Below are 24,763 nucleotides of genomic sequence, written 5' to 3'. Positions count from 1 at the left end.
ACACGTACATCGGCAATAGGGATAGGGGGTGAAACGGCCGCGAACCGGGTCGCACGGTCGTCTCGGACGGGAGGCTATTTGCCGCGCCGCGCCGACGTCCGAGTATGTCCGGACTCTACTACGAGGAGTTCCACGTCGGCGAGACCATCGAGCACCCGCGCCGGCGGACCGTCTCGGAGCGGGACAACCAGACGTTCTGCGACATGACGATGAACCAACAGCCGCTCCACCTCGACGCCGACTTCGCGGCGGACACCGACTTCGGCGAGCGGCTGGTGAACGGGCTCTACACGATGTCGCTCGCCGTCGGCATGACCATCCCCGAGACGACGGACGGCACCATCGTCGCGAACCTCTCGTACGACGCCGTCGAGCACCCGAACCCCGTCTTCCACGGCGACACCCTCTACGCGCGGACGACGGTGACGGACAAGCGCGAGACGAGCGACGGGGAGCGGGGCGTCGTCGAGATGCACGTCGAGGCGTTCAAAGTGGACGAGGGCGGCGACGGGCCGAACGGCGACACGCTCGTCTGTTCGTTCGACCGCACCGCGCTGTCGCTGAAACAACCGGCGTAGCTTTATCGCGTCGGGGGGGCTTCGTGTCCTATGGTCTCCGACACCGAGGGAACGTTCGACTGGCTCTCGCTCGACGAGGGCGAGGAGGTCGTCTGGCAGGGAATCCCGCACAAGAGCAGTCTGGTGCCGGCGCTCGTCGTCGGCGTCCCGCTGTCGCTCGTGCTCGTGGGCGTCGCGATAATCGCCGCGGCGTACCTCCAGCGGGAGAACACCGAGTACGTCGTCACCACCGACGCGCTCTACCGCAAGAGCGGCGTGTTCTCGCGGAACGTCCAGCGCGTCGACTTCGGCAAGGTGCAGAACACCACCTACACGCAGGGCTTCTTCGGCAAGCAGTTCGGCTACGGCACCGTCGGCATCTCCACCGCGGGCGGCGCGGGGGTGGAACTCTCTTTCGACTCGGTGCCGGACCCCAAGGACGTCCAGGAGCGCATCAACAAGCGGGTGAAGGGCGACGGCCGCGACGAGGCGGGCGACAAGGAGGCGGTCCTCGACGAGATACTCGACGAACTGCGCGCCATCCGCACGGCGATGGAGGAGGAGGAACCGCCGACGAGCGGGGACGCGTCGTGAGCCGCGACTGGCTGACGCTCGCCGACGGGGAGACGGTGGCGTGGGAGGGAAGCCCCATCCTCACGACGTCGCTCCCCGGCGTCGGGGTCGGCATCGCGCTCGTCGTCGCCGGGGCGTGGCTCGCCGTCGTCGGCCCCGCCGGCCTCGCCGCGACGCTCGGGGGCGCGGCCCTCGCCGCGGCCGGGGTCGCCGCCGCCGTCGGCGCGTACCTCGCCGTCGTGAACACCGAGTACGTCGTCAGCGACCGCGCGCTGTACGCGAAGTCGGGCATCGTCGGGGTTCGTGTCACCGAGGCGGCGCTGTCGCGCGTCCAGAACTCCGCGTTCTCGCAGGACGCGCTCGGCGCCGCCTTCGGCTACGGGACGGTGACCTTCGAGATAGCGGGTGGCAACGACGTGCGCTTCCGGCGCATCGACGACCCGAAGGGGGTGCGCCGGACCGTCGACCGCGCGACGGGCGACGAGATTCCGGGGAGCCTCGACCAGTGGCGCGCGGTGCTCGCGGAGACGCGGGCGCTGCGCCGCGCGGTCGAGTCGCGGCCGCGGTAGCTTTTCGTCGGGGCCTCGCCTACCCCCGCCATGACCACGACACGGGGGCGCGTGACGGACGCGGCGCGGCGGACGGCGGAGCGCGCGCCGCGGCCGGGCGTGTTCGCGCGCGTCGGCCTCGGCGGGATGGTACTGCTCGCGGGCGTCCACAAACTGCTCGACCCCGCCGCCTGGACCCTCTACGTCGTGGACTGGCTCGAACCGTTCCTCGTCGTCTCGCCGACGACGTTCATGCTCGCGAACGGCTGGCTCGAGGTCGCGTTCGGCGTCGCCCTGCTCGTGGACCGCTACACCGCGTTCGCGGCGTTCGTCGCGGCCGTCTCGCTCTCGGCGACGTGTCTCTACCTCGCCGCAGTCTGGGCGACAGCGGGGCTGTTCGGGGACGTGCTCGCGCGCGACGTGGGCCTCGCGGGGCTGGCGTGGGCCGTGACGGTGGGCGCGCTCCGCCGCTAGAAGACGGTGCCGTGTTTCTTCGAGGGACGGTCCTTCTCGACGTCCTCGTAGAACGCGAACCGCGCCGCGAGTTCCTCGCGGAGTTCGGACGGCGGGATTATCTCGTCGATGACGACCTCGCTCGCCATCCGGTGGACGTCGATGTCGCGGCGGTACTCCTCGCGCAGGCGCTCCTCCGTCTCGGCGCGCTCCTCGGGGTCGTCGATGTCGTTCAGCTTGTTCGCGTACACGGCGTTGATGGCGGCTTCGGGACCCATGATGCCGATTTCCCCGGACGGGAGGCCGAGGGTGGCTTCCGGGTCGTAGGCCGGCCCCGACATGGCGTAGATGCCCGCACCGTACGCCTTCCGGACGATGACGGACTGCTTGGGGACGGTGGCCTCGGAGGTGGCGTAGATCATCTTCTTCCCCTTCTCCAGGATACCCTCCTTCTCCACCGACGACCCGGCCATGAAGCCGGGCGTGTCACAGAGGTAGAGGAGCGGGATGTCGTAGGCGTCGCACTTCCAGACGAAGCCGGCGGCCTTCTCCGCGGCGTCGGGGAAGATGGCGCCCGCGCGCTCGTTCGGCTGGTTCGCCACGATGCCGACCGGGCGGCCGTCCACGCGGGCGAACGCGGTGATGATCTCCTTGCCGAACTCCGGCTGGAGCTCGAAGTACGAGCCGTGGTCGACCACGCGCTCGATGACCCGCTCCATGTCGTACGGCTCGTTCGGGGCCTCGGGGACGACGGCGTCGATGCCCTTCGGGTCCTTGCGCGGGGCCTTCGGCTTCGACATCGGCGGGTCCTCGTCGCTGTTGTCCGGCAGGTAGGTGACGAGCTGGGAGACGAGTTCGCGAGCGTGCTCCTCGTCTCGGGCCACGAGGTCCGCGCTGGAGGAGTACTTCGCGTGTATCTCCGGGCCGCCGAGGTCCTGCATGTCGATGTCCTCGCCCGTGACCATCTTCACCATCCGCGGGGAGGCGATGGCCATCGCGCTCATCCCCTCGACCATGACGGTGAAGTCGGCGAACACCGGGGTGTACGCCGCGCCGGCGATACACGGCCCGTAGAGGACGCATATCTGCGGGACGCGCCCGGAGAGCATCGAGTGGTTGTAGTAGTACTTCCCGATTCCTTCCCTATTGGCGAAGAAGCCCGTCTGCTGGTCGATGCGCCCGCCCGAGGAGTCCATCAGGTAGAGGACCGGCTTGCCCGTCTTGAGCGCGCGCTGTTGCATCCGGAGGAACTTCTCGACGCCGCGGCCGGCCATCGACCCGGCCTTCACCGTGAAGTCGTTCGCCATGAAGTGGAGGTCGCGCCCCTCGAACTCCGCCGCGCCCGTGAGCAGGCCGTCGGCCGGCACGCGGTCGGACTCCTCGGCCTCCTCGACCTCGGGACTGTTCCCGTGCCACGCGTCGAAGTGGGCGAACTTCCCGTCCTCGAAGTGGACGTCGTCGCCGAACCACAGGTCCAGCCGGTCGCGGACGAACAGCTTCCCCTGTTCCGACAGGCGCTCCTTGTACTTCGACGGGCCGCCCGCCTCGATGTCGGCGATCTCCTCGCGGAGCCGTTCCTCGCGCTCCGTCGGCCCGAGGTCGTCCTCGATGGGCGCGGTGAGGTCCACCTCGCGCACGAGGACGGGCTCGTCGCTGTCCCCGACGAAGACGCGTATCTCGTCGTCGTCGGTGTGTTCCGACAGCGCGCTGGCGATGGCCGAGGCCTCCTCCTCGGTCGCGTCGGCCCCGATAGTGACGTCCATACCCGTTCTGCCCCCGCCCGCGACTAATCGGTTTCCGTTCGCAAGTATTGTCGTGAGCCGCCCGCGAGGGGGGATTCACTCCAGCGGCGTCGCGAAGTCCACCTGCTTCGGCTCGAACCCCGCCTCGCGGTAGAACCGGCGCGCGCCCTCGTTGCCCCACTCGCAGGACACCTTCAGGTGGTCACAGCCCCGTTCGCGGGCCAGTTCCCGAACGCGGTCCAGCACCGCCGCACCGAGGCCCCGGTTCCGGTGCCCCTCGTCGATGGCGAGGTTCACGACCCGGAGGTACCGCGAGTACTCCCGCGAGGGATGGGTGCCCTCCGAGAGCGTGACGAACCCGACGGTCCCGCCGTCCTCGCGGACGAGGTAGTCCGTAACCGAGTCGTCGTCGAGGTGTGCGCGGAAACCGTCGACCGGCACCTCGTCCGCGTCCGCGTAGGCCAGTTCGTTCAGGTCGGAGTGGCCCTCCATCGCCGTCGCGAGCGCGTACCAGCGCTCGGCGAGCGCGTCGAGGTCGTCGGCCGTGGCTTCGACGAGGTCCATGTCGGTCGCTCGGCGCGGCGGGGTTTCAGCCCTCCGTCCGTATGGGAGAAAGTGACGTGAAACGCGACGCGCGGACCGGCCTACGACAGCGCGGCTTCGAGCCGGTCGATAAGCGACTCGTTCCCGACGTGGACCGGGACCCGCTGATGGAGGTCCGTCGGTTCCACGTCGAGGAGCGACCGCTCGCCGTCCGAGGACGCGCCGCCGGCCGTCTCAACGATGTGCGCGATGGGGTTCCCCTCGAACTGGAGCCGGAGTTTGCCCGCGGGCGCGGAGTCGAGCGCCGGGTAGGCGAAGATTCCCCCGTAGGTGAGCACCTGGTTCACGTCGGCTATCATCGCGCCGCCGTAGCGGAGTTTCAGCTCCTGCTCGACGGACTCGACGTAGCCCGCGAAGTCGGCGGGCCAGTCCGGGACGCGCCCGCCGAAGCCGTAGACAACGGGGTCGTCGGGGAGCGCGAGGTCCTCGGTGACCGCGGTGCGCTCGCCGTCCTCGAGGAGATATTCGGTCACCGTCCCGTCGCGGGCGACGGTCATCGTCGTGATGGGACCGAACAGGACGAACGCGCTGGCGACGAGGCTCCGGCCGCCGGCGGGGAGCGGTTCGTCGTACACGCCGACGATAGTGCCCATCGCGTTGTTCGACTTGAGGTTCGAGGAGCCGTCGAGCGGGTCGCAGGCGACGTGGTACTCCCCGTCGTCGTCGACGACCCCCGACTGCTCCTCGCTGGCGTAGCTCCCGACCGAGTCGAGCGCCAGCAGGCGTTCCTCGAGGAGGGAGTCGGCGTACTCGTCGGCCGCGAGGCGGCGCTCGCCGGAGGGGTTCTCCTCGTCGCCGTAGGCGCGCCGCCCCGGCAGGCCGGCGCGGACCTCGGGCGCGGTGCGGGCGACGGCGTCGAGTATCTCCCCGACCATGCTACTCGGCGCGAGCGAGCGCTTCGTCCACCGTCGTCTCGTCGAAGATGACGGCTTCGAGCGCGTCGAGGATGCGCGTCGGGTCCTCGCGCTGCCAGACGTTGCGGCCGACGGCGAGGCCGGCGCCGCCCGCGTCGATGACGTCCTTCACCGAGGAGAGGAACTCCCGGTCGGTGGTCTTCGAGCCGCCGGACATGACGACCTTCGTGCGCCCGGCCATCGAGACGGCGTGTTCCATCGCCTCGCGCGAGCCGGGGTACTTCACCTTCGCCACGTCCGCGCCGAGTTCGAGCGCCTGTCGCGCCGCGTACGCGATGGTGTCCGGCGCGGTGTCGTTCTTCAGCCCCTGGCCGCGCGGGTACGACCACATCACGACGGGGAGGTCGCGGGCGCGGGCGGCCTCCTGTGCGTCGCGGAACTCCTCGACCATCTCTATCTCGTGGTTCGAGCCGCCGTAGACGGTGAACCCGACCGACGACGCGCCGATATCGTGGGCGTAGTCGACCGTGCAGTTAACCGCCGAGTCCGGTTCGCCCATCCAGAGGTTCGACGTGCCGTTGAGCTTCAGGAGCAGGTCCACGTCGTCCTCGTAGGAGGGGTAGTACGCCTCCGCCGGCCCCTTCTGGACCGCGAGGGAGGTGACCGCGGGGTGGGTAGCCGCCTCGAAGGTCCGGGCGGGGTCCTCGCTCCCGGCCAGTCCCTCGAAGTCCACCGGGCCGTGTTCGAGGCCGTGGTCGTACGCGAGGATGAGTACCTTGCCGTCGCGGGCGAGCGGCGTGTCGTCGAAGGGTCGCATACGCGCCACTCCAGTCAGGGCGACAAAGAAGCTACTGATGCCCCACGCGGCGCGGGGAACTATGTCGTGCGGGCGTCGGGAACGGGTATGTCCACGACCCATCGGCTCGCGGCACCCGACGGTACCGGCCTCGCGCTCCACGCCGCGGGCGCGGGCGACACCGCCGTCGTGTTCGTCCACGGCGCGACGTTCGGCGCGCGCCCGGCGTTCGACACCCCCGACCGCTCGTGGCTCGCCGCGGTCGCGGACGCGGGTCGCGCGGCCTACGCGCTCGACGTGCGTGGGTACGGCGACAGCGACCGGCCCGCCGCGATGGACGACCCGCCCGGCGGCGACCCCCCGGTACGCGCCCCGGAGGCGGCCGGCGACCTCGCGGCCGCGCTCGACTTCGTGCGGAAGCGCCACGAGGTCGTCCACCTCGTCGGTTACTCGTGGGGGTCGATGATAGCCGGCGTCGCGCTCGAACGCGGCGTGTCGGTCGATTCCGTGGTCCTCTACGCACCCGTGTACCGACCCGACCCGGAACGCGTCTCGGCCTTCGACCCCGGCGACCCGCCGGCCCCGAAGCGGGAGGCGACGCGCGAGGAAACCCGCGAGCGGTGGGACGCGCACTTCGGGGAATCGGAACCGGACGACTACCGGGACCCCGGCGCGTTCGACGCGTTCTGGGAGACGCTCCACGAGGGACAGGGCGTCGGCCCGGACAGCATAGCGGCCCCGAACGGCACGCTCGCGGACCTGACCGCCGCGGCGCGGGGCGAGCGCGCCTACGACGCCGGTGCGGTGACGGCGCCGGCGCTCGTCGTCCGGGGGTCGCTCGACCGCACCGCGACCCGGGCGGACGCGCTCGGCCTCTACGACGCGCTCGGGAGCGACGACCGCGAGTACGCCGAACTCGCGGGCGGGTCGCACTTCCTCGCCGTCGAGCGCCGGCGCGGGGCGCTGTTCGACCGGGTCGCCGCGTTCCACGACCGGGTCGAGCCCTGAGTCGCGTTCGGCAGTCTTTACGACCCGCCGCGTCGAACGGGGACCATGCGCGAACTGGACGAGGTAGAGCGGGTGGGCGTCGTCGGCGCGGGCACGATGGGCAACGGCATCGCGCAGGTCGCCGCGGCGGCCGGCTACGACGTGGTGATGCGCGACATCGAGACGGAGTTCGTCGAGAAGGGCCTCGATGCCATCGACGACTCGCTGTCGCGGTTCGTCCGCAAGGAGGAGATGACCGAGGCGGAGAAGGCCGACGCGCTGGACCGCATCGCGGGGACGACGGACCTCGCCGACCTCGGGGACTGCGACCTCGTCGTCGAGGCCGCGGTCGAGAAGATGGACATCAAGCGCGATATCTTCGCGGACCTCGACGAGGTGACGGACGAGGACGTCGTGCTGGCGACGAACACCTCGACGCTCTCCATCACGACCATCGCGGCCGCGACGGAGCGGCCCGACCTCGTCGTCGGCCTCCACTTCATGAACCCCGTGCCCGTGATGAAGGGCGTCGAGGTGGTGACGGGCGAGCACACGAGCGACGGGGCGACCGAGCTCGCACACGGGTTCTCCGAGGCGCTGGGCAAGGAGACGTGGGAGTCCGACGACAAGCCCGGCTTCGTCACCAACCGCATCCTCATGCCGTGGATAAACGAGGGCGTGCGCGCGTTCGACGAGGGCGTCGCCGCGAAGGAGGACATCGACCGCGGGATGACGCTCGGCACGAACGTCCCGATGGGGCCGCTCGAACTCGCCGACCACATCGGCCTCGACATCTGTCTCGACGCCTCCGAGACGCTCCACGAGGAGCTGGGCGACCGCTACAAGCCGGCGTACCTGCTCCGCCGGAAGGTGGACGCGGGCGACCTCGGGAAGAAGACCGGGCGAGGCTTCTACGAGTACGAGTAGCGCGCGAAAGAATCGGCCCGGGCGGACGCCGTGTACCCCTACCCGTGTCCGCCGTCACCCGAGGGTACTCACGCGGGGGGTATGTGTTTTCTGGCTTAGAACGGGGCTCGACGGCCTCGAAAGGGCCAAGTACGGCGCGTCGAAGGCTGCAGTATGGACCTGAGCCTCACGCCCGAACAGAAACAGATCAAGGAGATGGTCGCGGAGTTCGTGGACGAGGAGGTCGTCCCCCGCGCCGCGGAGATCGACAAGGAGGACGAGTTCCCGGCCGACCTCGTGGGCGAACTCGCCGACCTCGGCCTGATGGGGATGCCGTTCCCGGAGGAGTACGGCGGCGCGGGGCTCGACTACCACGCCTACCCGATGGCGTTAGAGGAGATAAGCCGCGGGTCGGGCGGCCTCGGCACCATCGTCGCCGCGCACATCTCGCTGGCGGGCAACATGGTGTACGAGTTCGGGAGCGAGGCCCAGAAGGAGGAGTACCTCACCCCGCTCGCCGAGGGGAGCGACATCGGCGCGTTCGCGCTCTCGGAGCCGCAGGCCGGCTCCGACGTGCCGGCGATGGGGACGACCGCCGAGAAGGACGGCGACGGCTACCGTGTTGACGGGAACAAGCTCTGGATATCGAACGGCTCCGTCGCGGACACCGTGACGCTGTTCGCCAAGACCGACCCCGAGGCCGGCAACAAGGGCATCTCCTCGTTCATCGTCCGTCCGGAGGAGGACGACGGCTTCATCGTGGAGGGGACGGAGGACAAGCTCGGCGACAAGGGCTGTCCCACCGCCGAACTCCGCTTCGACGACATGTGGATCCCGGAGGAGCGCCTGCTCGACGAGGAGGGCGCGGGCTTCGTCCACGCGCTGAAGACGCTCAACGGCGGGCGCATCACCATCGCGGCCCGCTCGGTCGGCATCGCGCAGGCCGCGCTCGACGAGGCGACGGCGTACGCACAGGACCGCGAGCAGTTCGGCAACCCCATCTCGGAGTTCCAGGCCATCCAGCACAAGCTGGCGGACATGGACACGAAGACGCGGGCGGCCCGCCTGCTGATGCACGACGCCGCCGACCGGAAGATGCGCGGCGAGAACTACGTCAAGGAGGCCGCGCAGGCGAAGCTCCGCGCCTCGGAGGTCTCCCGCGAGGTGGCGAACGAGGGCATCCAGATCCACGGCGGCTACGGCTACACGAAGGACTTCCCCGCCGAGCGGTTCTACCGCGACGCGAAGCTCAACGAGATATACGAGGGGACCAGCGAGGTGCTGCGCAACACCATCGCGAACGAGCTACTCGCCTGAGCCGGCGACCCGTTCGCGGAAGAACTCGTACTGCGTCTCGACCCCCCGCTCTCCGCGCTCGGTGAGCGCGAGCACGTCCGCGATGCCCTCGGTGCGGCGCTCGACGTGGCCCGCCTCCTCCAGCGCCCGTATCGCGCCGTCGAACTGTTTCGGGCGCACGCGGCGGTCGTACCGTCGCCCGAGCGCGGTCTTGAGCTTCTGTACCTTCCGCTCCTCGCCGTACAACAGCAGGCAGACGTCGCGGCGCATCCCGCTCGCGAACCACTCCATACCCCGACGAGCGGGGGCCGCGCCGAAGGCGTTGCTATTCCGCGTAGGGGTTCTCCCGCTCCTCCGGCGGCTCCTGGACCGTCAGGTACGGCGGCTCGGTCGTGTACTCCACGAGCGAGGTGGTGCCGACGAAGCCGCACGGCGACTTCCGCAGCGAGACGTACTGGAGGCCGGCGTCGGTCACCCACGTCCGGAGTATCTGTTCGGCCGCGTTGGTGTAGAAGCCGTTCATCTGCTCGGAGGTCTCCTTCGGGTTCTGGATGTGGACGAGCAGGTCCTCCGGGCGGAGCCAGTCCGATTCGAGCGCGTAGCGGGAGGCGCGCGCCTCCTCCGGGCCGAGCGTGTTCACCATCGCGTCGGCGTTGACGAGCGAGAAGCGGGGCGCGTCGCCCGCGCGGCGCGCGATGTCGTCGTACGCCGCGGCCACCGCGTCGGCGGTGTGGCAGTCGGCGTACACGTTCTCGCGGCTCCCGTCCCACGCGCCGATCATGTCGATGACGAACAGCCGGTCCCGCTCCAGCAGGTCGTCGAGCGACACGTCGTGCCCCTCCAGTATCGTGCGCACGGAGGAGGGTCGCATCCGGATGGTCGGCGAGAGCACGAGCGTCGAGTCGCGCTCGACGGCCCGCGACAGCAGCGCGCCGAACAGCGCCGTCAGGTTCGCGTGCCCGTCGTGTTCGAGCAGGACGCCCGCGCCGGTGGCGAGCCCGCCCCCGCACAGCGCGTCCAGCCCGTCGATGCCGATGCTCGTGTGCTTGTGCGTCTTGAGCTCCGGCGGCTGGGAGCGGCGCACCGGTCCCGCCTCGATGCCGGTCGGTTCGAGCGTGTACTCGACGGTGCGGCGGTCGTGGTCCACGCCCCGCATCTTCTCGACCTCGAGGAACCGGTGCGGGTCGTCGTCGATGCGCTCGCGCCGCAGCCCGATGACCCCGTGGGTCGTAAAGGAGAGCGGGTCGTGCCCGTCGTTGTTCTCGGCGGTGAACAGCGTCGTCGCGCCCAACTGGTCGGAGAACACCCGGATGAGTTCGAGCAGCTGCCGGCGGAACAGTTCGCCGTCGTCGGTCACCGCGCGGAGCGCGGAGACGGAGTCGAGCACCAGCCGGTCGCAGCCGCGCGCGCTCTCGAAGTACCGCGCGACGTTCTCGGTCGTGAACGGTATCTCGCGGTCGTCGACCGTGTTGCCGCCCTCCAGCGTGCGGAGCGTGAGGCTGTCCCCGTCGCCCGTTCCCGAGGGGGAGGGGTGGAGCGTCGTCACGCCCAGCAGCTCGTGGTCGAGGTCGAACTCGTAGCCCGCGAAGGAGTCGCGTAGCTCCTCGCGGGTCTGTTCGGTGGAGACGAACAGACACCGTTCGCCCGTCGCGATACCCTCCTGGAGGAACTGCATCGCGAACGTCGTCTTCCCGGTTCCCGGGCCCCCCCGAACGAGCACCGCGCGTCCCTCGGGAATGCCGCCCCGCAGCATCCGGTCGACGACGGCGTCCCCCGTCGGCAATCTATCGCCCTGCGTCATTGTTCGTCTCTCCGAGCGAACCGTGATAAGCGTACCCGCACCGGAACCGCAGGGTTCGATTACCGTCGGTTCCAAGGGAACCCATGAGCACCGCCGAGGCCGACGGCGTCACCGCCGAGTACACCGAGACGGACGACGAGCGACTGCTGGTGTTCGAGCGCGACGGCGCGACCGCCGCGGTCGCACAGAACATCGAGGGGTACGCCATGTTGAAGGTGCGGCCGACCGCGGACGGCGACGAACTGGAGCGGTACTACGGCTTCGACATGGCGCTCGACCACGCCGCGGAACTGCTCGGCGTCTCGCCGCACGACCTCCCCGTGCCGGAGGACGCCGCCGACATGGGGATGTAGCCTACCGCTCCCGGAACGCGTCGAGGAACGCCGCCGGCTCCTCGGCGTGGGGGAGCAGGTCGGTGTCGGGTATCCCGACGAACGGCGCGTCCGCCGCCGCCGCGAGTTCTCTCCCCGTGTCGGGGTCGGGCATCCGCGCCTCGCCGCCCCAGACGATAGTTACGGGGCAGTCGAGCGCCGCGAGGTCCGCGCCGAGGTCGGTGTCGAGGTCGAGGAAGCCCGCGACGAACGACGCGGGCGCGAACCGCGCGTTCGGCTGGTGGGCCGTGTTCCAGTCGTAGTCGACCCACTCGTCGGTTATCGACTCCTCGCGCGCGAACCCGTGGTCCGCGAGGAACCACCGGATGGAGCGCTTCGACGTGAGGGCGTTGTACAGCGCCTCGCCGACGACCGGCGACCGGAGTACGGAGCGGAGCCACGTCCGCCGGCCCGGAACCGTCGTCGCCGTCGGAACGACGAGGAACAGTTCGGAGACAGGAACCTCGGCGGCGGCCTTCGTCGCGTACGCGGCCGACAGCGACGAGGCGACGACGACGGGGTCGTCGACCGCCTCGCGCAGGAAGTCGGTCACGAAGGCGACGTACAGCGACCCCGAGTACATCAGCGGCGGGCGGTCGGAGCCGCCGAAGCCGGGCAGGTCCGGCGCGACGACGTGGTACTCCTCGGCGAGTTCCTCCGCTATCTCCCGGAACTCGTGGGAGGAGCCGGCGGCGTTCAGCCCGTGGAGGAGGACGAGGTCCGGGTCCGAGGGGTCGCCGAGGTCGGTGTAGGCCACGTCGAAGCCGCGCCAGCGGTAGGTGTCCTGCTCGCGGGAGAGCGGCGGCTCGAAGCCGTCGGCGCGCAGACCGCCGTTCGCGGCGGCGAGGCCCCCGACGGCCCCGGCGAGACCGAGTGCGGCGTAGCGGAGTTTCACGCCTCAGGCGTGGGCCGGCGCGGGCAAAAGCGTCACCCCTCCCACGCCTCGAACTCGCGGTAGATGCCCTTCGAGAGGTAGCGCTCGGAGGAGTCGGGAAAGACCGTGACCACCGAGTCGTGGGGGAGGTCGATGTCGCCCGCGGCCGCGCGCTCGGCGACCGAGCGGGCCGCGACCGAGGCCGCGCCCGCCGACGAGGCGACGAGGTGGCCCTCCTCGGCGGCCAGTCGTCCCAGTTCCTCGTGGGCGCGCTCGTCCGGGACCGCCCGGAGTTCGTCCACGAGGTCCGGGTCGAACAGTTCGTTCGTCGCGGGGTCGTGGGTGCCGATGCCCTCCGTCTTGTAGTCGCCCTCGTCGGGGTCGCTCCCGAACTTCGCGGCGTACATCGACCCGGTCGGCTCGACGGCACAGACGTAGGTGTCGGGGTGCTGCTCGCGGGCGTACCGCGCGATACCCATGAGCGTCCCCGCGGTGCCACAGCCGGCGACGACGGCGCCCACCTCGCCGTCGAGCGCGTCGTATATCTCCGGCCCCGTGGTGGCGTAGTGGGCCTCCGCGTTCAGCGGGTTCGAGAACTGCTGGGGGACGACCGCGTCGTCGAGTTCGTCGGCGAGTTCGCGGGCGCGCTCGATGGCCCCGCCCATCCCGGCGTCGGTGGGCGTGTTGATGACGTCCGCGCCGAGCGCGCGCATCAGCGTCTGCTTCTCGACCGAGAAGCGCTCGGGCACGACGAAGACGGCCCGGATGTCGAGTTGGCGCGCGGCGACGGCGAAGCCGATGCCCGTGTTGCCGGCCGTCGGCTCCACGACGGTTCCGCCCTCGGGCAACTCGCCCGAGTCGAGCATCGCTTCGAGCATGTACTTCCCGATGCGGTCCTTTATCGAGGCGCCGGGGTTGAACGACTCCAGCTTGGCGTAAACGGGGACCGCGTCGGGCGAGCCGTGGACCCGGACGAGCGGCGTCTCGCCGACGGTGTCGAGCACCGAGTCGAGCGGTTCCCGGTGGGTGGTCATGTGCCGGCAAAGGTTGCCGCCCGACTAAAGCGGCCCGGGTTCGGCCCGGCTACGTGTCGGAGGGTTCGGCTTCCTCGATGGCGGGTTCGGCCTCCTCGATGGCCGCCTCCGTGAGCACCTGGTCCACGTCGACGCCCTGCGCCTCCGCGAGCGCCTCGACGATGGCGCGCTGTTCGCCCTGTTCGGCCGCCAGCTCCTCCACCTTGTCGTGGGTGTCGTTGACCCGCTCGCGGGTCTCCTGCACCTGCTGGCGGAGCTCGTTCATCCGCTCGAACAGCTGTTCAGCGGTGTCCGCGAGCTTCTGGAGCTTCTTCGTCGTGTCGCCGAGTCCGACCATACCGGTTCCCGGAGCCGGACCCCCCTGACCCTTCCGCTTCTCGGCACGGTTAAGGGTCGCCCGTTCGGGGTTCGCGACATGGACGACGTCCGCGCCGCGCCGACCGCCGGCATCGCCGCCTGCCTGCTCGTGGTGGTCGCCCTCCTCGTTCCCTACCTGCTCGTCGCGCCCGGCTCCGCCGTGAGCGCCTACTACGACGCCGGGGCCATCACCCCGCTCGCGGCCGGGCTGTTCTCGCTCGTCGGGGTCATCGTGTTCGCGGCCGGCCGCGAGGAGCGCACCGACCCGCCGCTGGCCGCCGGGGCCGGCCTCGTGTTCGGCGGCTTCTCGCTCGCCGTGTGTCTCGCGTGGGCCGCGACGGTGCCCGCGTCGGTGGCGCTCCAGCTCGGCACCGCCGACGGTCCCGTCGCGGTCTTCCTGGAGTACCACCGCTTCCTCGTCACGCTCGCGGCCGCGGGCGTCGCCGGGGCCGGCGCGTGGTACGCGCGGGTCCTCCGCCTGCTGTAGCCGCCGTCGGCCCGGCAAGCGACGGGGGTTTACGCGCCCGTCCGCTCCGTACTCGCAGTGACAGACGACTCCACGGAGCCGTGGCGCGGGCGCGACGGCGAGTTCTCGCCGACCTACTACGCCCACAAGGGGCCCGACGCGACGAGCGAGGCCCTCGCCGACCTGCTCGCCGCGCGCCTCGGGCGCGACGCCTCCGTGCTGGAGGTCGGCTGTAACGTCGGCCGCCACCTCGCCCACCTCCACGACGAGGGGTTCGCCGACCTGACGGGGCTCGACATCAACGCGGAGGCCATCGCCGAACTCCGCGAGACGTACCCCGACCTCGCCGCGGCCGGAGAGTTTCTCGTCGCGGACCTCGTCGCGACGTTCGCGGACCTCGGAGCGGGGGCGTTCGACGTCGTTTACTCGGTCGAGACGCTCCAGCACGTCGCGCCGGCCGACGCGTCGGTGTTCGACGACGTCGCTCGGGTTGCCGGGTCGCTCCTCGTCACGGTGGAGAACGAGACGCCGATGGACGGGAGCGGCGACGACGTGACGCGCGTCAACGACACGATACCCCTCTACCACCGGGACTGGCGCGAGGTGTTCGCGGGTCGCGGGCTCGAACAGGTCGCCGTCGGCGACATGGGCCGCGACACGCTCCGGGCGTTCCGGGTACCGCGGCTCGACGAGGAATGACGGAATGAATGGGTGGACGCCCGGCGTTGCCCGGCCGTTCCGACTCGGGGAATCCCGGTTGCCTCCTCCACCCCGCGACCCCACGGGCGACAGGTGTCCGCGGGTCCGCTGCTCACTTCCGTGCCTGACGGAGTGCCCGCGACTAACCGCGCCGCGACCTCCCTGCAGAGGTCGGTACGCGGACCGCTGCCCTCGTGGGACGAGGTTTCTACGTTGGCTCCCGGGGCCCGAACCGGTCGGGTCGGACGCTACCGGGATTCGGTCCCCGCTGAAGACCATAGCGCGGGTGACGAGCGGGGCCTAACCGCCCGACCTAGTCCACTTCACCGTATCCCGGTGTGCCATAAGGGCCTTTCGGGTCGCCGGGAACGGGCTCAGTCGTCGCCCTCGACGAGCTGGCGCGTCCGGATCGCGTCCGCCGCCCCCGACCGGCCCGAGAGGGTCGTCTGCGGGAACGGGATGGTGATGCCGGCCTCGTCGAACCGCTTCTTGACGGCGGTGACGTACTCGCCGCGCGTGCGGACGAAGTCGGCCCGCGACGGCTGGGCGATCCAGATGCGCGACTGGAGCCCGACGTACGAGTCCGCGAGCTCCGTCAGCCGGACCGAGGGCGCGGGGTCGTCGAGTATCTCGTCGTGCGCCTCCGCCTCCTCGACGATTATCTCGGTGGCCTCGTCGATGTCGTCCTCGTAATCGATGCCGAAGACGAACTTCAGACGGAGCTTGTCCTTCGCGACGGGGTTCTTGATGACGCCGTCGGTGAGCTGGCCGTTCGGCACCGTGAGCAGTTCGTTGTCGAACGTGCGCACGCGGGAGACGCGCAGCGAGATGTCCTCGACGATGCCCTGATTGCCGTCCCACTCGATCCAGTCGCCGATGCGGAACGGCTTGTCCGTGTAGATGAACAGCCCCGCGACGAAGTTCTTCAGCACGTCCTGCATCGCGAAGCCGATGGCGAGGGTCGCGGCCGCGGCGACGGTCGCGAGCGACTGGAGGAAGTCGCCGAAGCCGGCCAGCCCGAACGCCACGGCGACGGCGACGAAGACGACGACGAGCCCGACCAGCCGCTTGATAGGGCGCTTGGCGTGGGCGTCGAGCTCGCGACGGTCGAGCGCGCGGTCCGTGAGCGGCCGCAGGAGGGTGCGGCCGATAAGGTAGATGAGGACGAAGACGACGACGAAGACGATGGCCTGCGCGAGCGGCTGGGAGAGCGGCTCCAGGGCCGTCCCGCCCAGGACCCGGTTCAGGAACTCCGCGACGAAGCCGGTCGCGTCCGTCCCCGCCTGCAGCGGCAGGAACATCAGTGGAACACCGCCGTGTGGCCGCGCGTCTCCACCAGCTCGGCGTTCACGAGGTCGGCGAGGTCCTCGGCCAGCTCCTCCGTCGTCGTCCCGCCGCGGGCCGACCGGAGGAACTTCACCTTCACCAGCTCGCGCTCCTTCAGCTGCGTGCGGAGTTCGTCGGCGGCCGACTCGATACCGGCCTTCCCGATGCGAAGCGTCGCGTCCACGTCGTGGGCGCGGGCGCGCAGGTCGTCTGTCATAGCGCGTCGTTCGGCGGGCCCCGGTTTGAAGCTTGTCGCTTACCGATAGGGGTAGCGCGCGTGCGCGCCGCAGTCGCAGGCGACGACGACGTGGCCGTCGCGGGTGCGGACCCGCGCGTTCCGGCCCGGAACGAGGTACCCGTCGCAGTCGTCGCAGGTGAACCGCCGGAACCGAACCGGCAGCGTCAGCCGGTTCCGCTCCGCGACGCGGCGCGCCCGCCGGACGTACGACCGCGCGCGCTCGGCGTCGCCGTCGCGGGCGGCCTCGCGGGCCAGTTCGTCGAGCCGGTCGATGCGCTCTGCGGCGATTCCCATCGGTCGCGAGGTGGCGGCGGCCGGGGATGTAGGTTTCGGACGGCGTTCCGGCAGGTTCATGCTCGCCGGCCGACCCCGTCCGGGCGAACGGATGCGCGTCAGCCACTACTTCGAGTGGGAGCGGTTCGTCACCGGCGGGCAGGCCCAGTCGGTGCGGAACCAGCGCCGGGTCATGGACGACCACGGCATCGAGTACACCACGAAGCCGGACCTCTCCGCGGACCTGCTCCACCTCAACAACATGGGGCCGCGCTCGACCTACTACGCGGCCCGCGCCCGCCGGGCGGGCGTCCCCGTGGTCGCGCACACCCACCAGACGGCCGCCGACTTCGAGAACAGCTTCGCGTTCTCGAACGTCCTGGCGAAGCCGATGCGGCCCTACCTCGAACGCGCCTACTCGCTCGCGGACGTGCTCGTCTGTCCCTCCGAGCACAACCGCGCGGTCGTCGCGGAGTACACCGACACGCCGACGCGGGTGATATCGAACGGCTTCGACCCGGCGAAGCTCGCCGGGCACGACGACCCCGCGCTCAGGCAGGAGTACCTCGACCGCTACGACCTCGACCCGCCGGTCGTGTTCAACGTCGCGCACGTCCTCGAACGGAAGGGGCTCGCGACGTTCGTCGAGACGGCCCGGCGGATGCCCGACACGGACTTCGTCTGGTTCGGCTACCTCAATCCGACGGGCGGCTTCCTCGGGCAGTTCCTCCAGTCGAGCGCCTCGAAGCGGCTCGTCGAGTCCGCGCCCGAGAACTGCACCTTCACGGGCTACGTCGAGGACATCGCGGGCGCGTTCGCCGCCGGCGACGTGTTCTACTTCCCGACCCACAACGAGAACGAGGGGATGGCGCTGCTGGAGGCGATGTCCGTCGGCGCGCCGCCCGTCGTCCGGTCCATCGACACGTACGAGTGGCTCGCGGAGGGCGAGACGTGCCGGAAGGCCGACTCGGTCGAGGGGTTCGAGGCCGCGCTGCGCGACCTCCTCGACGACCCCGACGAGCGCGAGCGTATCGGCGCGAACGCGAGGGAGAAGTCCGCGGATTTTACCCTCGATACCGTAGGCGAGTCGCTCGTCGGCCTCTACCGCGACCTGACGGAGAACGCAACCGATTAACGGGGGAGCGCCGAAGCGCGCCCATGCCACCGGCCGTCGCCGCCTTCACGGACACGTTCCTCCCGACGGTCAACGGCGTCACCTACACGGTCGAGTCGTGGCGCGACCGCTGGGTGCGCCGCGGCGGCCGGATGCCGGTCGTCTACCCGGACAGCCCCCACGACCCCGGGGAGGGCGAGTTCCCGGTCCGGAGCCTTACCTTCCCGTTCTACGAGGGGTTCTACGCCGGGCTCCCGACCGTCCCGTCGGGGCTCGGCGACCTCGACGCCGTCCACGCCCACACCCCGTTCTCGCTCGGCCTCGCGGCGCGACGGCTCGCCCGCAAGCGCGACCTCCCGCTCGTCGCCTCCTACCACACCCCGACCGCGGAGTACGCCGACTACCTCGCGAAGGGGCCGCTCGCCTCCGTCGTAGAGTCGGTCGCCGGCCGCTACGAGCGCTGGTACCTGAACCGCGCGGACGCGGTGGTCGTCCCCTCGGCGCCGACGCGCGACCACCTCCGCGAACTGGGCGTCGAGGCACCCGTCGAGGTCGTCCCCAACGGCGTCGATACGGAGCGGTTCGCCCCCGTCGGCGAGGACGAGCGCGCGGCGTTCCGCGAGCGCCACGGCCTGCCCGAGGGGCCGCTCGTCGGCTACACCGGCAGACACGGCTACGAGAAGGACCTCGACGCGATACTCGACGCCGCGACGGGGCTGGACGCGACGGTCGTCTTCGGCGGCGACGGCCCCGCCCGGTCGGGACTCGAAGCGCGCGCCGAGGGGATGGCCGCCGACGTGCGCTTCCTCGGCTTCCTCGACCGCGAGGAGCTCCCCGCCTTCTACGCGACGCTCGACGTGTTCGCCTTCCCCAGCCCCGTCGAGACGCAGGGCCTCGTCGCGCTGGAGGCGAACGCCTGCGGCACGCCCGTCGTCGGCGTGGACGCGGGTGCCCTCGCCGAGACGGTGGTCGAGGGCGAGACCGGCTACCACTACCCGCGCGGCGACACCGACGCCTTCCGGGCGGGCATCGAGCGGGCGCTCGACGAGCGCGAGCGCCTGCGCGAGTCGTGTCTCGCCACTCGCGAGGACGTGGCGATGGAGGCCGCGGTCGATACGCTCGCCGCGGTGTACGAGAAGGTGGTCTGACTACTCCAGCGCGTCGCCGATACGCTCCAGTTCGCGCCGGATGTCGTGGAGCTCGTCGCGGACCTTGCGGACCTCGCGGACGAGTTCCTCGTCGGCCTTCGAGGAGCCGCCGCCCTCGCGGCCGCCCGGCTGTCCGCCGAGCGCGCCGCCGGGGCCGCCGCCGCCCATCATGCCGCCCATCATCTGCGCGAAGGGGTTGCCGCCGCCGCCCATGCCGCCGGGGCCGCCGCCGCCCATCATCTCCTCCATGCGCTCCTCGCGCGAGCGCTCGTCGCCCTCGCCCTCCTCGCGCTCGGCGCGCTGCTGGCGGATCTCCTCGACGCGCTCGCGGAAGGACTTCTCGCCGTCCGCGTCTCCCTCGTCGGCCGACTCGTCCGGTCGTTCCTCGTCGTCTGCCATGCGACAGGGTTCCGTCGCGGGCCGGAAAAGGCTCCCGGAAGCTCAGAAGGAGCCGAGCGAGGCCTGCCGGTCGCGCGTCGTCTCGCCCTCGCGGAGTTCGTACCCCACGAGGTCGCGCATATCGACGGCGTACACCGTGTCGTCGCGGTCGAGCAGGAGGACGCGTCCCTGGACACCGACCACGGTGCCGGCGGCCATCGTCTCGGGGACGGGCGCGGCGTCGAGGGCGAAGCCGTAGTCGAGGTCGTACGTCTCGATGGGCTCGTGTTCGGCGAGCAGTTCGTTCCACGCCCCGGCGTCGACGTCGCGGCCGAAGCCGTCGAGCTTGGTCGCGACGCGGACGCGCTGGGCGAGGTCCCGGCCGAGGTCCTCCTCCACGTCGCGGGCGATGTCGCCGTCCGCGACGGTGAAGACGTGCGCGCCGCGGTCCGCGCCCTGCTCGCGCAGGCGCGTCTCCAGCCGGTCGAGCCGCGTGATACCCACCTTGAACGTCGCGGGCGCGAACGCCGCGAGATAGACGGCGTGTTCGCCCTCGCGCTCGCGGAGCGTGGACTCGTCGAAGACGCGCTCGTGGCGCGAACACTTCGGCGCGCGCTCGCGGTCGCAGGGGATGTGGTTGCCGTTGCGTATCGCGCCCGCACAGCGCCGCGCGCCGAGCCCGTAGGCGAGTTCGGCGCCCGGTTCGAGTTCGAGCCGCTCCACGGGCCCGCCGTCGGCGAGGAGGAGGGCCGGGTCGGGCGCGGGGCGGTAGCCGACGACCTGCACGCCCCTCCGTTCGCGCCGCCCGGCAAACCGCTGTCGGTCCGCCGGCCTACGCGTACTCGGGCGCGTGCTCGGCGACGAGCGCGCGCGTCGCCCGGCGGACGGCGTCGTCGCTCGATTCCGGGGGTTCCCAGCCGAGCGCGGAGAGCTTCTCCACCGAGAGGCGCATCCGCGGCACGTCGCCCGTCCAGCCGCGGTCGCCGCCGGTGTAGCTGTACGCCGGGTCGAGGCCCATCTCGTCGGCGACGATGTCGGCGATGGTCGTCACGCTCGTCGTCGTCCGCGTCCCGAGGTTGTACGTGTTGACCGGCGCGTCGGCGTGTTCCACGACGTGACACATCGCGTCCACGCAGTCGTCGACGTGCATATACGACTTCTCCTGGCGGCCGTCGCCGAGTATCTCCAGCTCCTCGGGGTCGTCGGCGAGCTTGGCGATGAAGTCCGGGACGACCGCCCCGAGCTGGGCCCGGGGGCCGACGATGTTGGCGAAGCGGAACGTCCAGACGGTGAAGTCGTGGCTGTGGGCGAACACGGAGAGCAGGCCCTCCTCGCCGAGCTTCGAGGCGCCGTACACCGAGATGGGTTCGAGCGGCGCGTAGTCCTCGGGCGTCGGCCGCGGGGCCTCGCCGTACACCGTCCCGGAGGAGGTGAAGGCGACGTTGTCGACCCCGACCGCGTCCATCCGCTCGACGACGTTCTCGGTCAGCGTGTTGTTGACGCGGTACTGCTCGACGGTGTCCGCGGCGGCGTCCTTGTCCGCCGCGAGGTGGAAGACGATATCGGTGTCGGGGGTGATGGCCTCGGCGACGACCTCGGGGTCCGTGAGGTCGCCCTCGACGACCGCGGCCGCGTCGGGGACCCACTCGCGGCGGCTGTTGCGGAAGTCGTCGGCGACGACGACCTCGTTGTCGGCGACCAGCCGCTCGGCGAGGTGCGAGCCGACGAAGCCCGCGCCCCCGGTCACGACCACGCGCTTCTCGGAGAGCTCCATGGCCCCTCTGGCGAGCGTGCCGACGTAGGCGTTCCGAAAGCAGGAAACGCCGGCACGAGAGAGGGAGCGTATGGACGACCACGAGGTCGCGGTGTGTCGGCTCTCCCACCGACCCGGCCGCGACGACCGGATGACGACCCACGTCGGCCTCACGGCGCGCGCGCTCGGTGCGGACCGCGTCGTGTTCCCCGACAACGCCACGGGCCCCGCGGAGACGGTCGAGGACATCACGGGCCGGTTCGGCGGCCCCTTCGACGTGGAGCTCAACGCCTCGCCGAAGCGGCTGGTGCGCGAGTGGCCCGGCACCGTCGCCCACCTGACGATGTACGGCCTCCCCGTACAGGACGTGGAGGCGGACCTGCGCGCGGCCCACGCCGAGGAGCCGCTGCTCGTCGTCGTCGGGGGCGAGAAGGTCCCGTTCGAGGTGTACGAACACGCCGACCACAACGTCGCCGTGACGAACCAGCCCCACTCCGAGATCGCGGGGCTGGCGGTCGTGCTGGACCGGCTGTTCGAGGGCCGCGAACTCGACCGCGAGTGGACGGACGCCGACCGGGTCGTCGTGCCGAAGGCGACGGGCAAGGAGGTCGTCGAGCCGGACGACGGGGAGTAGCGCCGACCGGGGCTTTTAAACGGCTTCCTCACCCGGTATGGGGTAATGGCGTACGAGGAACTTCTGGAGGACCCCGTGATACAGAAATACCTCCACGAGCTCGTCGGCCCGACCGGGATGCCCGTGGCCGCGGCACCCCCGGACGGGGAGGTAACGGACGAGGAGCTCGCGGAGGACCTCGGGCTCGAACTCAACGACGTGCGGCGGGCGCTGTTCATTCTCTACGAGAACGACCTCGCCACGTACCGCCGGCTCCGCGACGAGGACTCCGGCTGGCTCACGTACCTGTGGACGTTCGAGTACGACAACATCCCGGAGAAGCTGGAGGAGGAGATGCACCGCCTGCTCGACGCGCTGGCCGAGCGCCGCGAGTACGAGATGAACAACGAGTTCTACCTCTGCGAGAACGACTCCATCCGCTTCGAGTTCGGCGAGGCGATGGACTTCGGCTTCGAGTGCCCCAACTGCGGCGAACAGCTCGTGGACATGGACAACGCGCGGCTCGTGGACGCGATGGACGAGCGCATCGCCGACCTGCGCGACGAGCTGAACCGACCGGCCGAGCGAGAGGCCGAGGCCTGATGGTCGTCCTCGCGACGAAGGTGTACGTCGGCGGCGACGCGGGCGAGCGCGCGCTCGACTCGCTCGACTCGCTCGTCGGGAACGACATCGGCGCGCTCGACGTGGAGTGGACCACCGGCCTGCGCGACGACGGTTTCCCCTCCATCACCGTGACTGGCGAGGACGCGCCCGCCGCGCGCAACGTCCTCGCGGAGGAGTGGGGCGCCATCACCCCCCACCGGGAGGAGGGGGAGACGTACGTCGGTACCCTCGACTCGTGGGACGAGGACGGCGTCGTCCTCGACGCGGGCGAACCGGTCCGGGTCGAGCGCGACGACCTCGGCCTCGGACAGGGCACGCCCTCGCAGATACGCACCCGCTACGGGCTGGTCCAGCACACGCCGCTCCGGTTCGTCGAGGAGGACGGCACGGCGCGGCTGGCCGACGCCGAACGCGACCGCCTCTACGACTGGACGCGCGCCGACACCGGCCGCGTCAACGTGAACTCCGCGACGCGCGCCGAGGTGCGCGCGACGGTGAACCGCGCCGGCCACGCCGACGACATCGTGACCGTCGAGCGGCTGGGGCTGCTCGAACAGAGCGTCGTCTGCAAGCCGGAGACCGACCCGCCGGGCCTGCTCTCCGACATCGGCCCCCACCTGCCGGCGGAGATGCTCTGCGTCGTTCCATGAACCGACGGGTCCTCGCCGGCTTCGCGGCGCTCGCCCTCCTCGCGGTCACCGCCGGCTGTTCGGGCTTCCTCGGCCCCGGCCAGGCGAACCCCTCGGACCTCGCGGCCAGCGAGACGTACGAGTGGAACGAGTCGGCCGACGCGTATCTGGAGGTGAACCGGAACAACGTCACCGCCGTCTACCGCGTGGCGAACCGGACCACGGGTCGGCTGAACGCGACGGACCCGACCGTCGAGATATACACGCGCGACACCCTCGGGACGGAACAGCCGGAGACGGTGTCGGCGGTGCAGTTCCGCTACCCGAACGGGACGCACGTCGCCTTCCGAGAGGCCGACGGCAACGCGACGGCGTACGTCACCTACCCGAACGGGACGAGCCGCGCGGCCCCCGACCTCCTGACCGTGGACCGGACGCGCCGGCGGACCGTCGTCGGCCTGCCGGCGAACGACACCGGAAAGCTCGGCGTCACGACGCCGAAGAACGGCAAGCAGGTCGCGATGCCCGCCTACGTCGCCGGGAGCTACGAGATGGTGCTGCCCGAGAACGCGGAGGTCGGCGTCCCCCTGCTCGGACAGGTGCGCCCCGGCGCGACCGAGCGCGAACTCGTGGACGGCCGCGTCCGTATCCGATGGGAGAGCCTGACGGCGAGCAACCTCGTCGTGCGCTACTACCTCGGGCGCGACCTCCTGCTGTTCGGCGCGCTCGCGGTCGGCGGCACGGCGCTGGCACTCGGGGGCGCGGCGTACTTCGTCTACCAACTGCGCGAGACGCGCCGGCGGCGCGAGGAGGTCGCCCTCGACGTGGAGACCGGCGACGACGACCGCGACGACGGCCCGCCGCCCGGGATGCGGTAGTCCCCGGAGGGGAACGCCTGAAGTCGCCGCCCGCCGAACGAAGCCCATGCGCGTCTCCATCCTCACCGTCGGCGACGAACTGCTCGCCGGCGACACGGTGAACACGAACGCCGCGTGGCTCGGCGAGCGGCTCACGGCCCGCGGCGCGACCGTCGAGCGGGTCACGACGGTCCCCGACCGGGTCGACGACATCGCCGAGGTCGTCCGCGAGCACGCCGACCGCTACGACGCCGTCGTCGTCACCGGCGGCCTCGGCCCGACCCACGACGACGTGACGATGGACGGCGTCGCGGCCGCCTTCGACCGCGGACTCGAAACCGACGAGCGGGCGCTGGCGTGGCTCACCGAGGAGGGCGGCTACAGCGCCGACGACCTCGCGGCGGGCACCGCCGACCTCCCGGCCGGGAGCAACCCCCTCCACAACGACGTCGGGGTCGCCCCGGGCTGTGCCCTGGAGAACGTGTACGTCCTGCCGGGGGTGCCGGCCGAGATGAAGGCGATGTTCGACGCGGTCGCGGACCGCTTCGAGGGAACCGTCCGCCACGTCGAGAGCGTGGTCGTGGACGAACCCGAGAGCGCCCTCGTCGAACGGTTCGACCGGCTCCGCGAGCGGTTCGGCGTCAAGGTCGGGTCGTACCCGGGCGAGACGGTACGGGTGAAACTGGAGAGCGAGGACGCCGAGGCCGTGCGGGCGGCCGCGGCGTGGCTCCGCGACAACGCCGACGCGGTCAGTTCGTGAGCCGGTAGAGCCAGCCGACGGTGATGGCGACGCTGACGAGCGCGACGAGCCAGCCGGCGGCGTCGATGACGGCCGGGTTCCCGCCCGCCTGTAGGAGTGCGTTCATACTCCGGGCTCCGAACGGGGCGGTCTT

32 protein-coding genes and 1 other RNA gene are annotated in these 24,763 nt (G+C 70.9%); 17 read left to right on the top strand and 16 right to left on the bottom strand.

All coding sequences use genetic code 11. From position 1 onward, the window contains the following. The first annotated feature begins 104 nt into the window (after positions 1–104). The 4 genes from P2T37_RS11600 to P2T37_RS11585 are packed head-to-tail and all read left to right on the top strand — an operon-like array spanning position 105 to position 2,152. Complete coding sequence (locus P2T37_RS11600; RefSeq protein ID WP_276234103.1) at positions 105–578, top strand: MaoC family dehydratase; 474 nt, start codon at positions 105–107, stop codon at positions 576–578. Positions 579–608: 30 nt separating this feature from the next. Further along, a complete protein-coding gene (locus P2T37_RS11595; RefSeq protein ID WP_276234102.1) occupies positions 609–1,151 on the top strand; it encodes a PH domain-containing protein in 543 nt (180 codons plus the stop codon). Further along, positions 1,148–1,699, top strand: a complete 552-nt coding sequence (locus tag P2T37_RS11590; RefSeq protein ID WP_276234101.1) for a PH domain-containing protein — start codon at positions 1,148–1,150, stop codon at positions 1,697–1,699. Before P2T37_RS11595 ends, P2T37_RS11590 begins: the two co-directional genes overlap by 4 nt. 30 nt (positions 1,700–1,729) lie before the next feature. Next, on the top strand, positions 1,730–2,152 hold the full coding sequence (locus P2T37_RS11585) for a DoxX family membrane protein (RefSeq protein WP_276234100.1): 423 nt from the start codon (positions 1,730–1,732) through the stop codon (positions 2,150–2,152). Here the strand turns inward: P2T37_RS11585 and P2T37_RS11580 are convergent. The 4 genes from P2T37_RS11580 to P2T37_RS11565 form a co-directional block, all read right to left on the bottom strand. Continuing rightward, positions 2,149–3,894 (bottom strand): acyl-CoA carboxylase subunit beta, encoded by a 1,746-nt coding sequence (locus tag P2T37_RS11580; RefSeq protein ID WP_276234099.1) that lies wholly within the window; start codon positions 3,892–3,894, stop codon positions 2,149–2,151. The two genes, P2T37_RS11585 and P2T37_RS11580, sit on opposite strands and share 4 nt — an antisense overlap. Positions 3,895–3,969: 75 nt before the next feature. Next, on the bottom strand, positions 3,970–4,437 hold the full coding sequence (locus P2T37_RS11575) for a GNAT family N-acetyltransferase (protein ID WP_276234098.1): 468 nt from the start codon (positions 4,435–4,437) through the stop codon (positions 3,970–3,972). 80 nt (positions 4,438–4,517) lie between these two features. Beyond that, positions 4,518–5,351 carry a class 1 fructose-bisphosphatase gene (locus tag P2T37_RS11570; RefSeq protein ID WP_276234097.1) on the bottom strand — a complete coding sequence of 278 codons (834 nt, stop codon included), beginning with the start codon at positions 5,349–5,351 and terminating at the stop codon, positions 4,518–4,520. A gap of 1 nt (position 5,352) precedes the next feature. Next, complete coding sequence (locus P2T37_RS11565) at positions 5,353–6,147, bottom strand: class I fructose-bisphosphate aldolase (protein WP_276234096.1); 795 nt, start codon at positions 6,145–6,147, stop codon at positions 5,353–5,355. An 87-nt stretch (positions 6,148–6,234) separates the two neighbouring features. Here P2T37_RS11565 and P2T37_RS11560 point away from each other — a divergent pair, with 87 nt between their 5' ends. From P2T37_RS11560 to P2T37_RS11550, 3 genes are all read left to right on the top strand, one after another. After that, positions 6,235–7,134: an alpha/beta fold hydrolase gene (locus P2T37_RS11560; RefSeq protein ID WP_276234095.1), complete on the top strand. Its 900-nt coding sequence runs from the start codon at positions 6,235–6,237 to the stop codon at positions 7,132–7,134. Between the two features lie 45 nt (positions 7,135–7,179). Further along, positions 7,180–8,040, top strand: coding sequence for a 3-hydroxyacyl-CoA dehydrogenase family protein (locus tag P2T37_RS11555; RefSeq protein WP_276234094.1), 861 nt, complete (start codon positions 7,180–7,182; stop codon positions 8,038–8,040). Positions 8,041–8,193: 153 nt separating this feature from the next. Continuing rightward, the gene (locus P2T37_RS11550; RefSeq protein ID WP_276234093.1) at positions 8,194–9,336 is read left to right on the top strand and encodes an acyl-CoA dehydrogenase; all 1,143 of its coding nucleotides are present in this window, start codon (positions 8,194–8,196) and stop codon (positions 9,334–9,336) included. Here P2T37_RS11550 and P2T37_RS11545 read toward each other — a convergent pair. Both P2T37_RS11545 and P2T37_RS11540 read right to left on the bottom strand, forming a co-directional pair. Further along, a complete protein-coding gene (locus P2T37_RS11545) occupies positions 9,325–9,606 on the bottom strand; it encodes a PadR family transcriptional regulator (RefSeq protein WP_276234092.1) in 282 nt (93 codons plus the stop codon). The two genes, P2T37_RS11550 and P2T37_RS11545, sit on opposite strands and share 12 nt — an antisense overlap. Positions 9,607–9,640: 34 nt before the next feature. Next, positions 9,641–11,116 (bottom strand): RAD55 family ATPase, encoded by a 1,476-nt coding sequence (locus P2T37_RS11540; protein ID WP_276234091.1) that lies wholly within the window; start codon positions 11,114–11,116, stop codon positions 9,641–9,643. An 83-nt stretch (positions 11,117–11,199) separates the two neighbouring features. Here P2T37_RS11540 and P2T37_RS11535 point away from each other — a divergent pair, with 83 nt between their 5' ends. Beyond that, positions 11,200–11,469, top strand: a complete 270-nt coding sequence (locus P2T37_RS11535; RefSeq protein ID WP_276234090.1) for a DUF7111 family protein — start codon at positions 11,200–11,202, stop codon at positions 11,467–11,469. Between the two features lies 1 nt (position 11,470). Here the strand turns inward: P2T37_RS11535 and P2T37_RS11530 are convergent, their stop codons facing one another. The 3 genes from P2T37_RS11530 to P2T37_RS11520 are packed head-to-tail and all read right to left on the bottom strand — an operon-like array spanning position 11,471 to position 13,732. Next, positions 11,471–12,382, bottom strand: coding sequence for an alpha/beta fold hydrolase (locus P2T37_RS11530; RefSeq protein WP_276234089.1), 912 nt, complete (start codon positions 12,380–12,382; stop codon positions 11,471–11,473). A 32-nt stretch (positions 12,383–12,414) separates the two neighbouring features. Further along, positions 12,415–13,395, bottom strand: coding sequence for a PLP-dependent cysteine synthase family protein (locus P2T37_RS11525; protein ID WP_276234088.1), 981 nt, complete (start codon positions 13,393–13,395; stop codon positions 12,415–12,417). Between the two features lie 49 nt (positions 13,396–13,444). Next, a complete protein-coding gene (locus P2T37_RS11520) occupies positions 13,445–13,732 on the bottom strand; it encodes a DUF5798 family protein (protein WP_276234087.1) in 288 nt (95 codons plus the stop codon). A 78-nt stretch (positions 13,733–13,810) separates the two neighbouring features. Between P2T37_RS11520 and P2T37_RS11515 the strand changes: the two genes are divergently transcribed. Together P2T37_RS11515 and P2T37_RS11510 are read left to right on the top strand one after the other, a co-directional pair. Beyond that, positions 13,811–14,239: a DUF7548 family protein gene (locus P2T37_RS11515; protein WP_276234086.1), complete on the top strand. Its 429-nt coding sequence runs from the start codon at positions 13,811–13,813 to the stop codon at positions 14,237–14,239. 57 nt (positions 14,240–14,296) lie between these two features. Continuing rightward, the gene (locus P2T37_RS11510) at positions 14,297–14,917 is read left to right on the top strand and encodes a class I SAM-dependent methyltransferase (RefSeq protein WP_276234085.1); all 621 of its coding nucleotides are present in this window, start codon (positions 14,297–14,299) and stop codon (positions 14,915–14,917) included. Positions 14,918–14,927: 10 nt separating this feature from the next. Here P2T37_RS11510 and ffs read toward each other — a convergent pair. The 4 genes from ffs to P2T37_RS11490 all read right to left on the bottom strand — a co-directional run bounded on the left by ffs (position 14,928) and on the right by P2T37_RS11490 (position 16,775). After that, positions 14,928–15,241, bottom strand: an RNA gene (ffs, locus tag P2T37_RS11505) — signal recognition particle sRNA. 50 nt (positions 15,242–15,291) lie between these two features. After that, positions 15,292–16,218 (bottom strand): mechanosensitive ion channel family protein, encoded by a 927-nt coding sequence (locus P2T37_RS11500; RefSeq protein ID WP_276234084.1) that lies wholly within the window; start codon positions 16,216–16,218, stop codon positions 15,292–15,294. Beyond that, positions 16,218–16,460, bottom strand: coding sequence for a YhbY family RNA-binding protein (locus P2T37_RS11495; RefSeq protein ID WP_276234083.1), 243 nt, complete (start codon positions 16,458–16,460; stop codon positions 16,218–16,220). Before P2T37_RS11495 ends, P2T37_RS11500 begins: the two co-directional genes overlap by 1 nt. A gap of 39 nt (positions 16,461–16,499) precedes the next feature. Beyond that, positions 16,500–16,775: a ribonuclease P protein component 4 gene (locus tag P2T37_RS11490; RefSeq protein ID WP_276234081.1), complete on the bottom strand. Its 276-nt coding sequence runs from the start codon at positions 16,773–16,775 to the stop codon at positions 16,500–16,502. A gap of 91 nt (positions 16,776–16,866) precedes the next feature. On the opposite strand from P2T37_RS11490, the gene P2T37_RS11485 reads away from it, so the two are divergent. Both P2T37_RS11485 and P2T37_RS11480 read left to right on the top strand, forming a co-directional pair. Next, positions 16,867–17,889 (top strand): glycosyltransferase family 4 protein, encoded by a 1,023-nt coding sequence (locus P2T37_RS11485; protein ID WP_276234080.1) that lies wholly within the window; start codon positions 16,867–16,869, stop codon positions 17,887–17,889. Between the two features lie 23 nt (positions 17,890–17,912). Further along, positions 17,913–19,016, top strand: a complete 1,104-nt coding sequence (locus P2T37_RS11480; protein WP_276234079.1) for a glycosyltransferase — start codon at positions 17,913–17,915, stop codon at positions 19,014–19,016. Here the strand turns inward: P2T37_RS11480 and P2T37_RS11475 are convergent, their stop codons facing one another. The 3 genes from P2T37_RS11475 to P2T37_RS11465 are packed head-to-tail and all read right to left on the bottom strand — an operon-like array spanning position 19,017 to position 21,168. Further along, a complete protein-coding gene (locus P2T37_RS11475; protein WP_276234078.1) occupies positions 19,017–19,415 on the bottom strand; it encodes a hypothetical protein in 399 nt (132 codons plus the stop codon). Positions 19,416–19,457: 42 nt separating this feature from the next. Then, entirely contained in the window at positions 19,458–20,180 is a 723-nt protein-coding gene (locus tag P2T37_RS11470; protein ID WP_276234077.1) for a DUF2797 domain-containing protein, read from the bottom strand. Between the two features lie 46 nt (positions 20,181–20,226). After that, a complete protein-coding gene (locus tag P2T37_RS11465) occupies positions 20,227–21,168 on the bottom strand; it encodes an NAD-dependent epimerase/dehydratase family protein (protein ID WP_276234076.1) in 942 nt (313 codons plus the stop codon). A 70-nt stretch (positions 21,169–21,238) separates the two neighbouring features. On the opposite strand from P2T37_RS11465, the gene P2T37_RS11460 reads away from it, so the two are divergent. From P2T37_RS11460 to P2T37_RS11440, 5 genes are read left to right on the top strand one after another with little or no spacing between them, the layout of a single operon-like run. Further along, positions 21,239–21,781, top strand: coding sequence for a tRNA (cytidine(56)-2'-O)-methyltransferase (locus tag P2T37_RS11460; protein ID WP_276234075.1), 543 nt, complete (start codon positions 21,239–21,241; stop codon positions 21,779–21,781). A gap of 45 nt (positions 21,782–21,826) precedes the next feature. Then, on the top strand, positions 21,827–22,363 hold the full coding sequence (locus P2T37_RS11455) for a transcription factor (RefSeq protein WP_276234074.1): 537 nt from the start codon (positions 21,827–21,829) through the stop codon (positions 22,361–22,363). Then, positions 22,363–23,034 (top strand): DUF2110 family protein, encoded by a 672-nt coding sequence (locus P2T37_RS11450; protein WP_276234073.1) that lies wholly within the window; start codon positions 22,363–22,365, stop codon positions 23,032–23,034. The genes P2T37_RS11455 and P2T37_RS11450 overlap by 1 nt, the downstream gene beginning before the upstream one ends. After that, on the top strand, positions 23,031–23,891 hold the full coding sequence (locus P2T37_RS11445) for a DUF5803 family protein (RefSeq protein WP_276234072.1): 861 nt from the start codon (positions 23,031–23,033) through the stop codon (positions 23,889–23,891). The genes P2T37_RS11450 and P2T37_RS11445 overlap by 4 nt, the downstream gene beginning before the upstream one ends. 46 nt (positions 23,892–23,937) lie before the next feature. Beyond that, entirely contained in the window at positions 23,938–24,630 is a 693-nt protein-coding gene (locus tag P2T37_RS11440; RefSeq protein ID WP_276234071.1) for a competence/damage-inducible protein A, read from the top strand. Positions 24,631–24,763 lie beyond the last annotated feature (133 nt).

The organism is Halosegnis marinus (assembly GCF_029338355.1).
In the GTDB taxonomy this organism is placed as follows: domain Archaea; phylum Halobacteriota; class Halobacteria; order Halobacteriales; family Haloarculaceae; genus Halosegnis; species Halosegnis marinus.
This window is presented reverse-complemented; position numbering and strand designations above follow the sequence as displayed.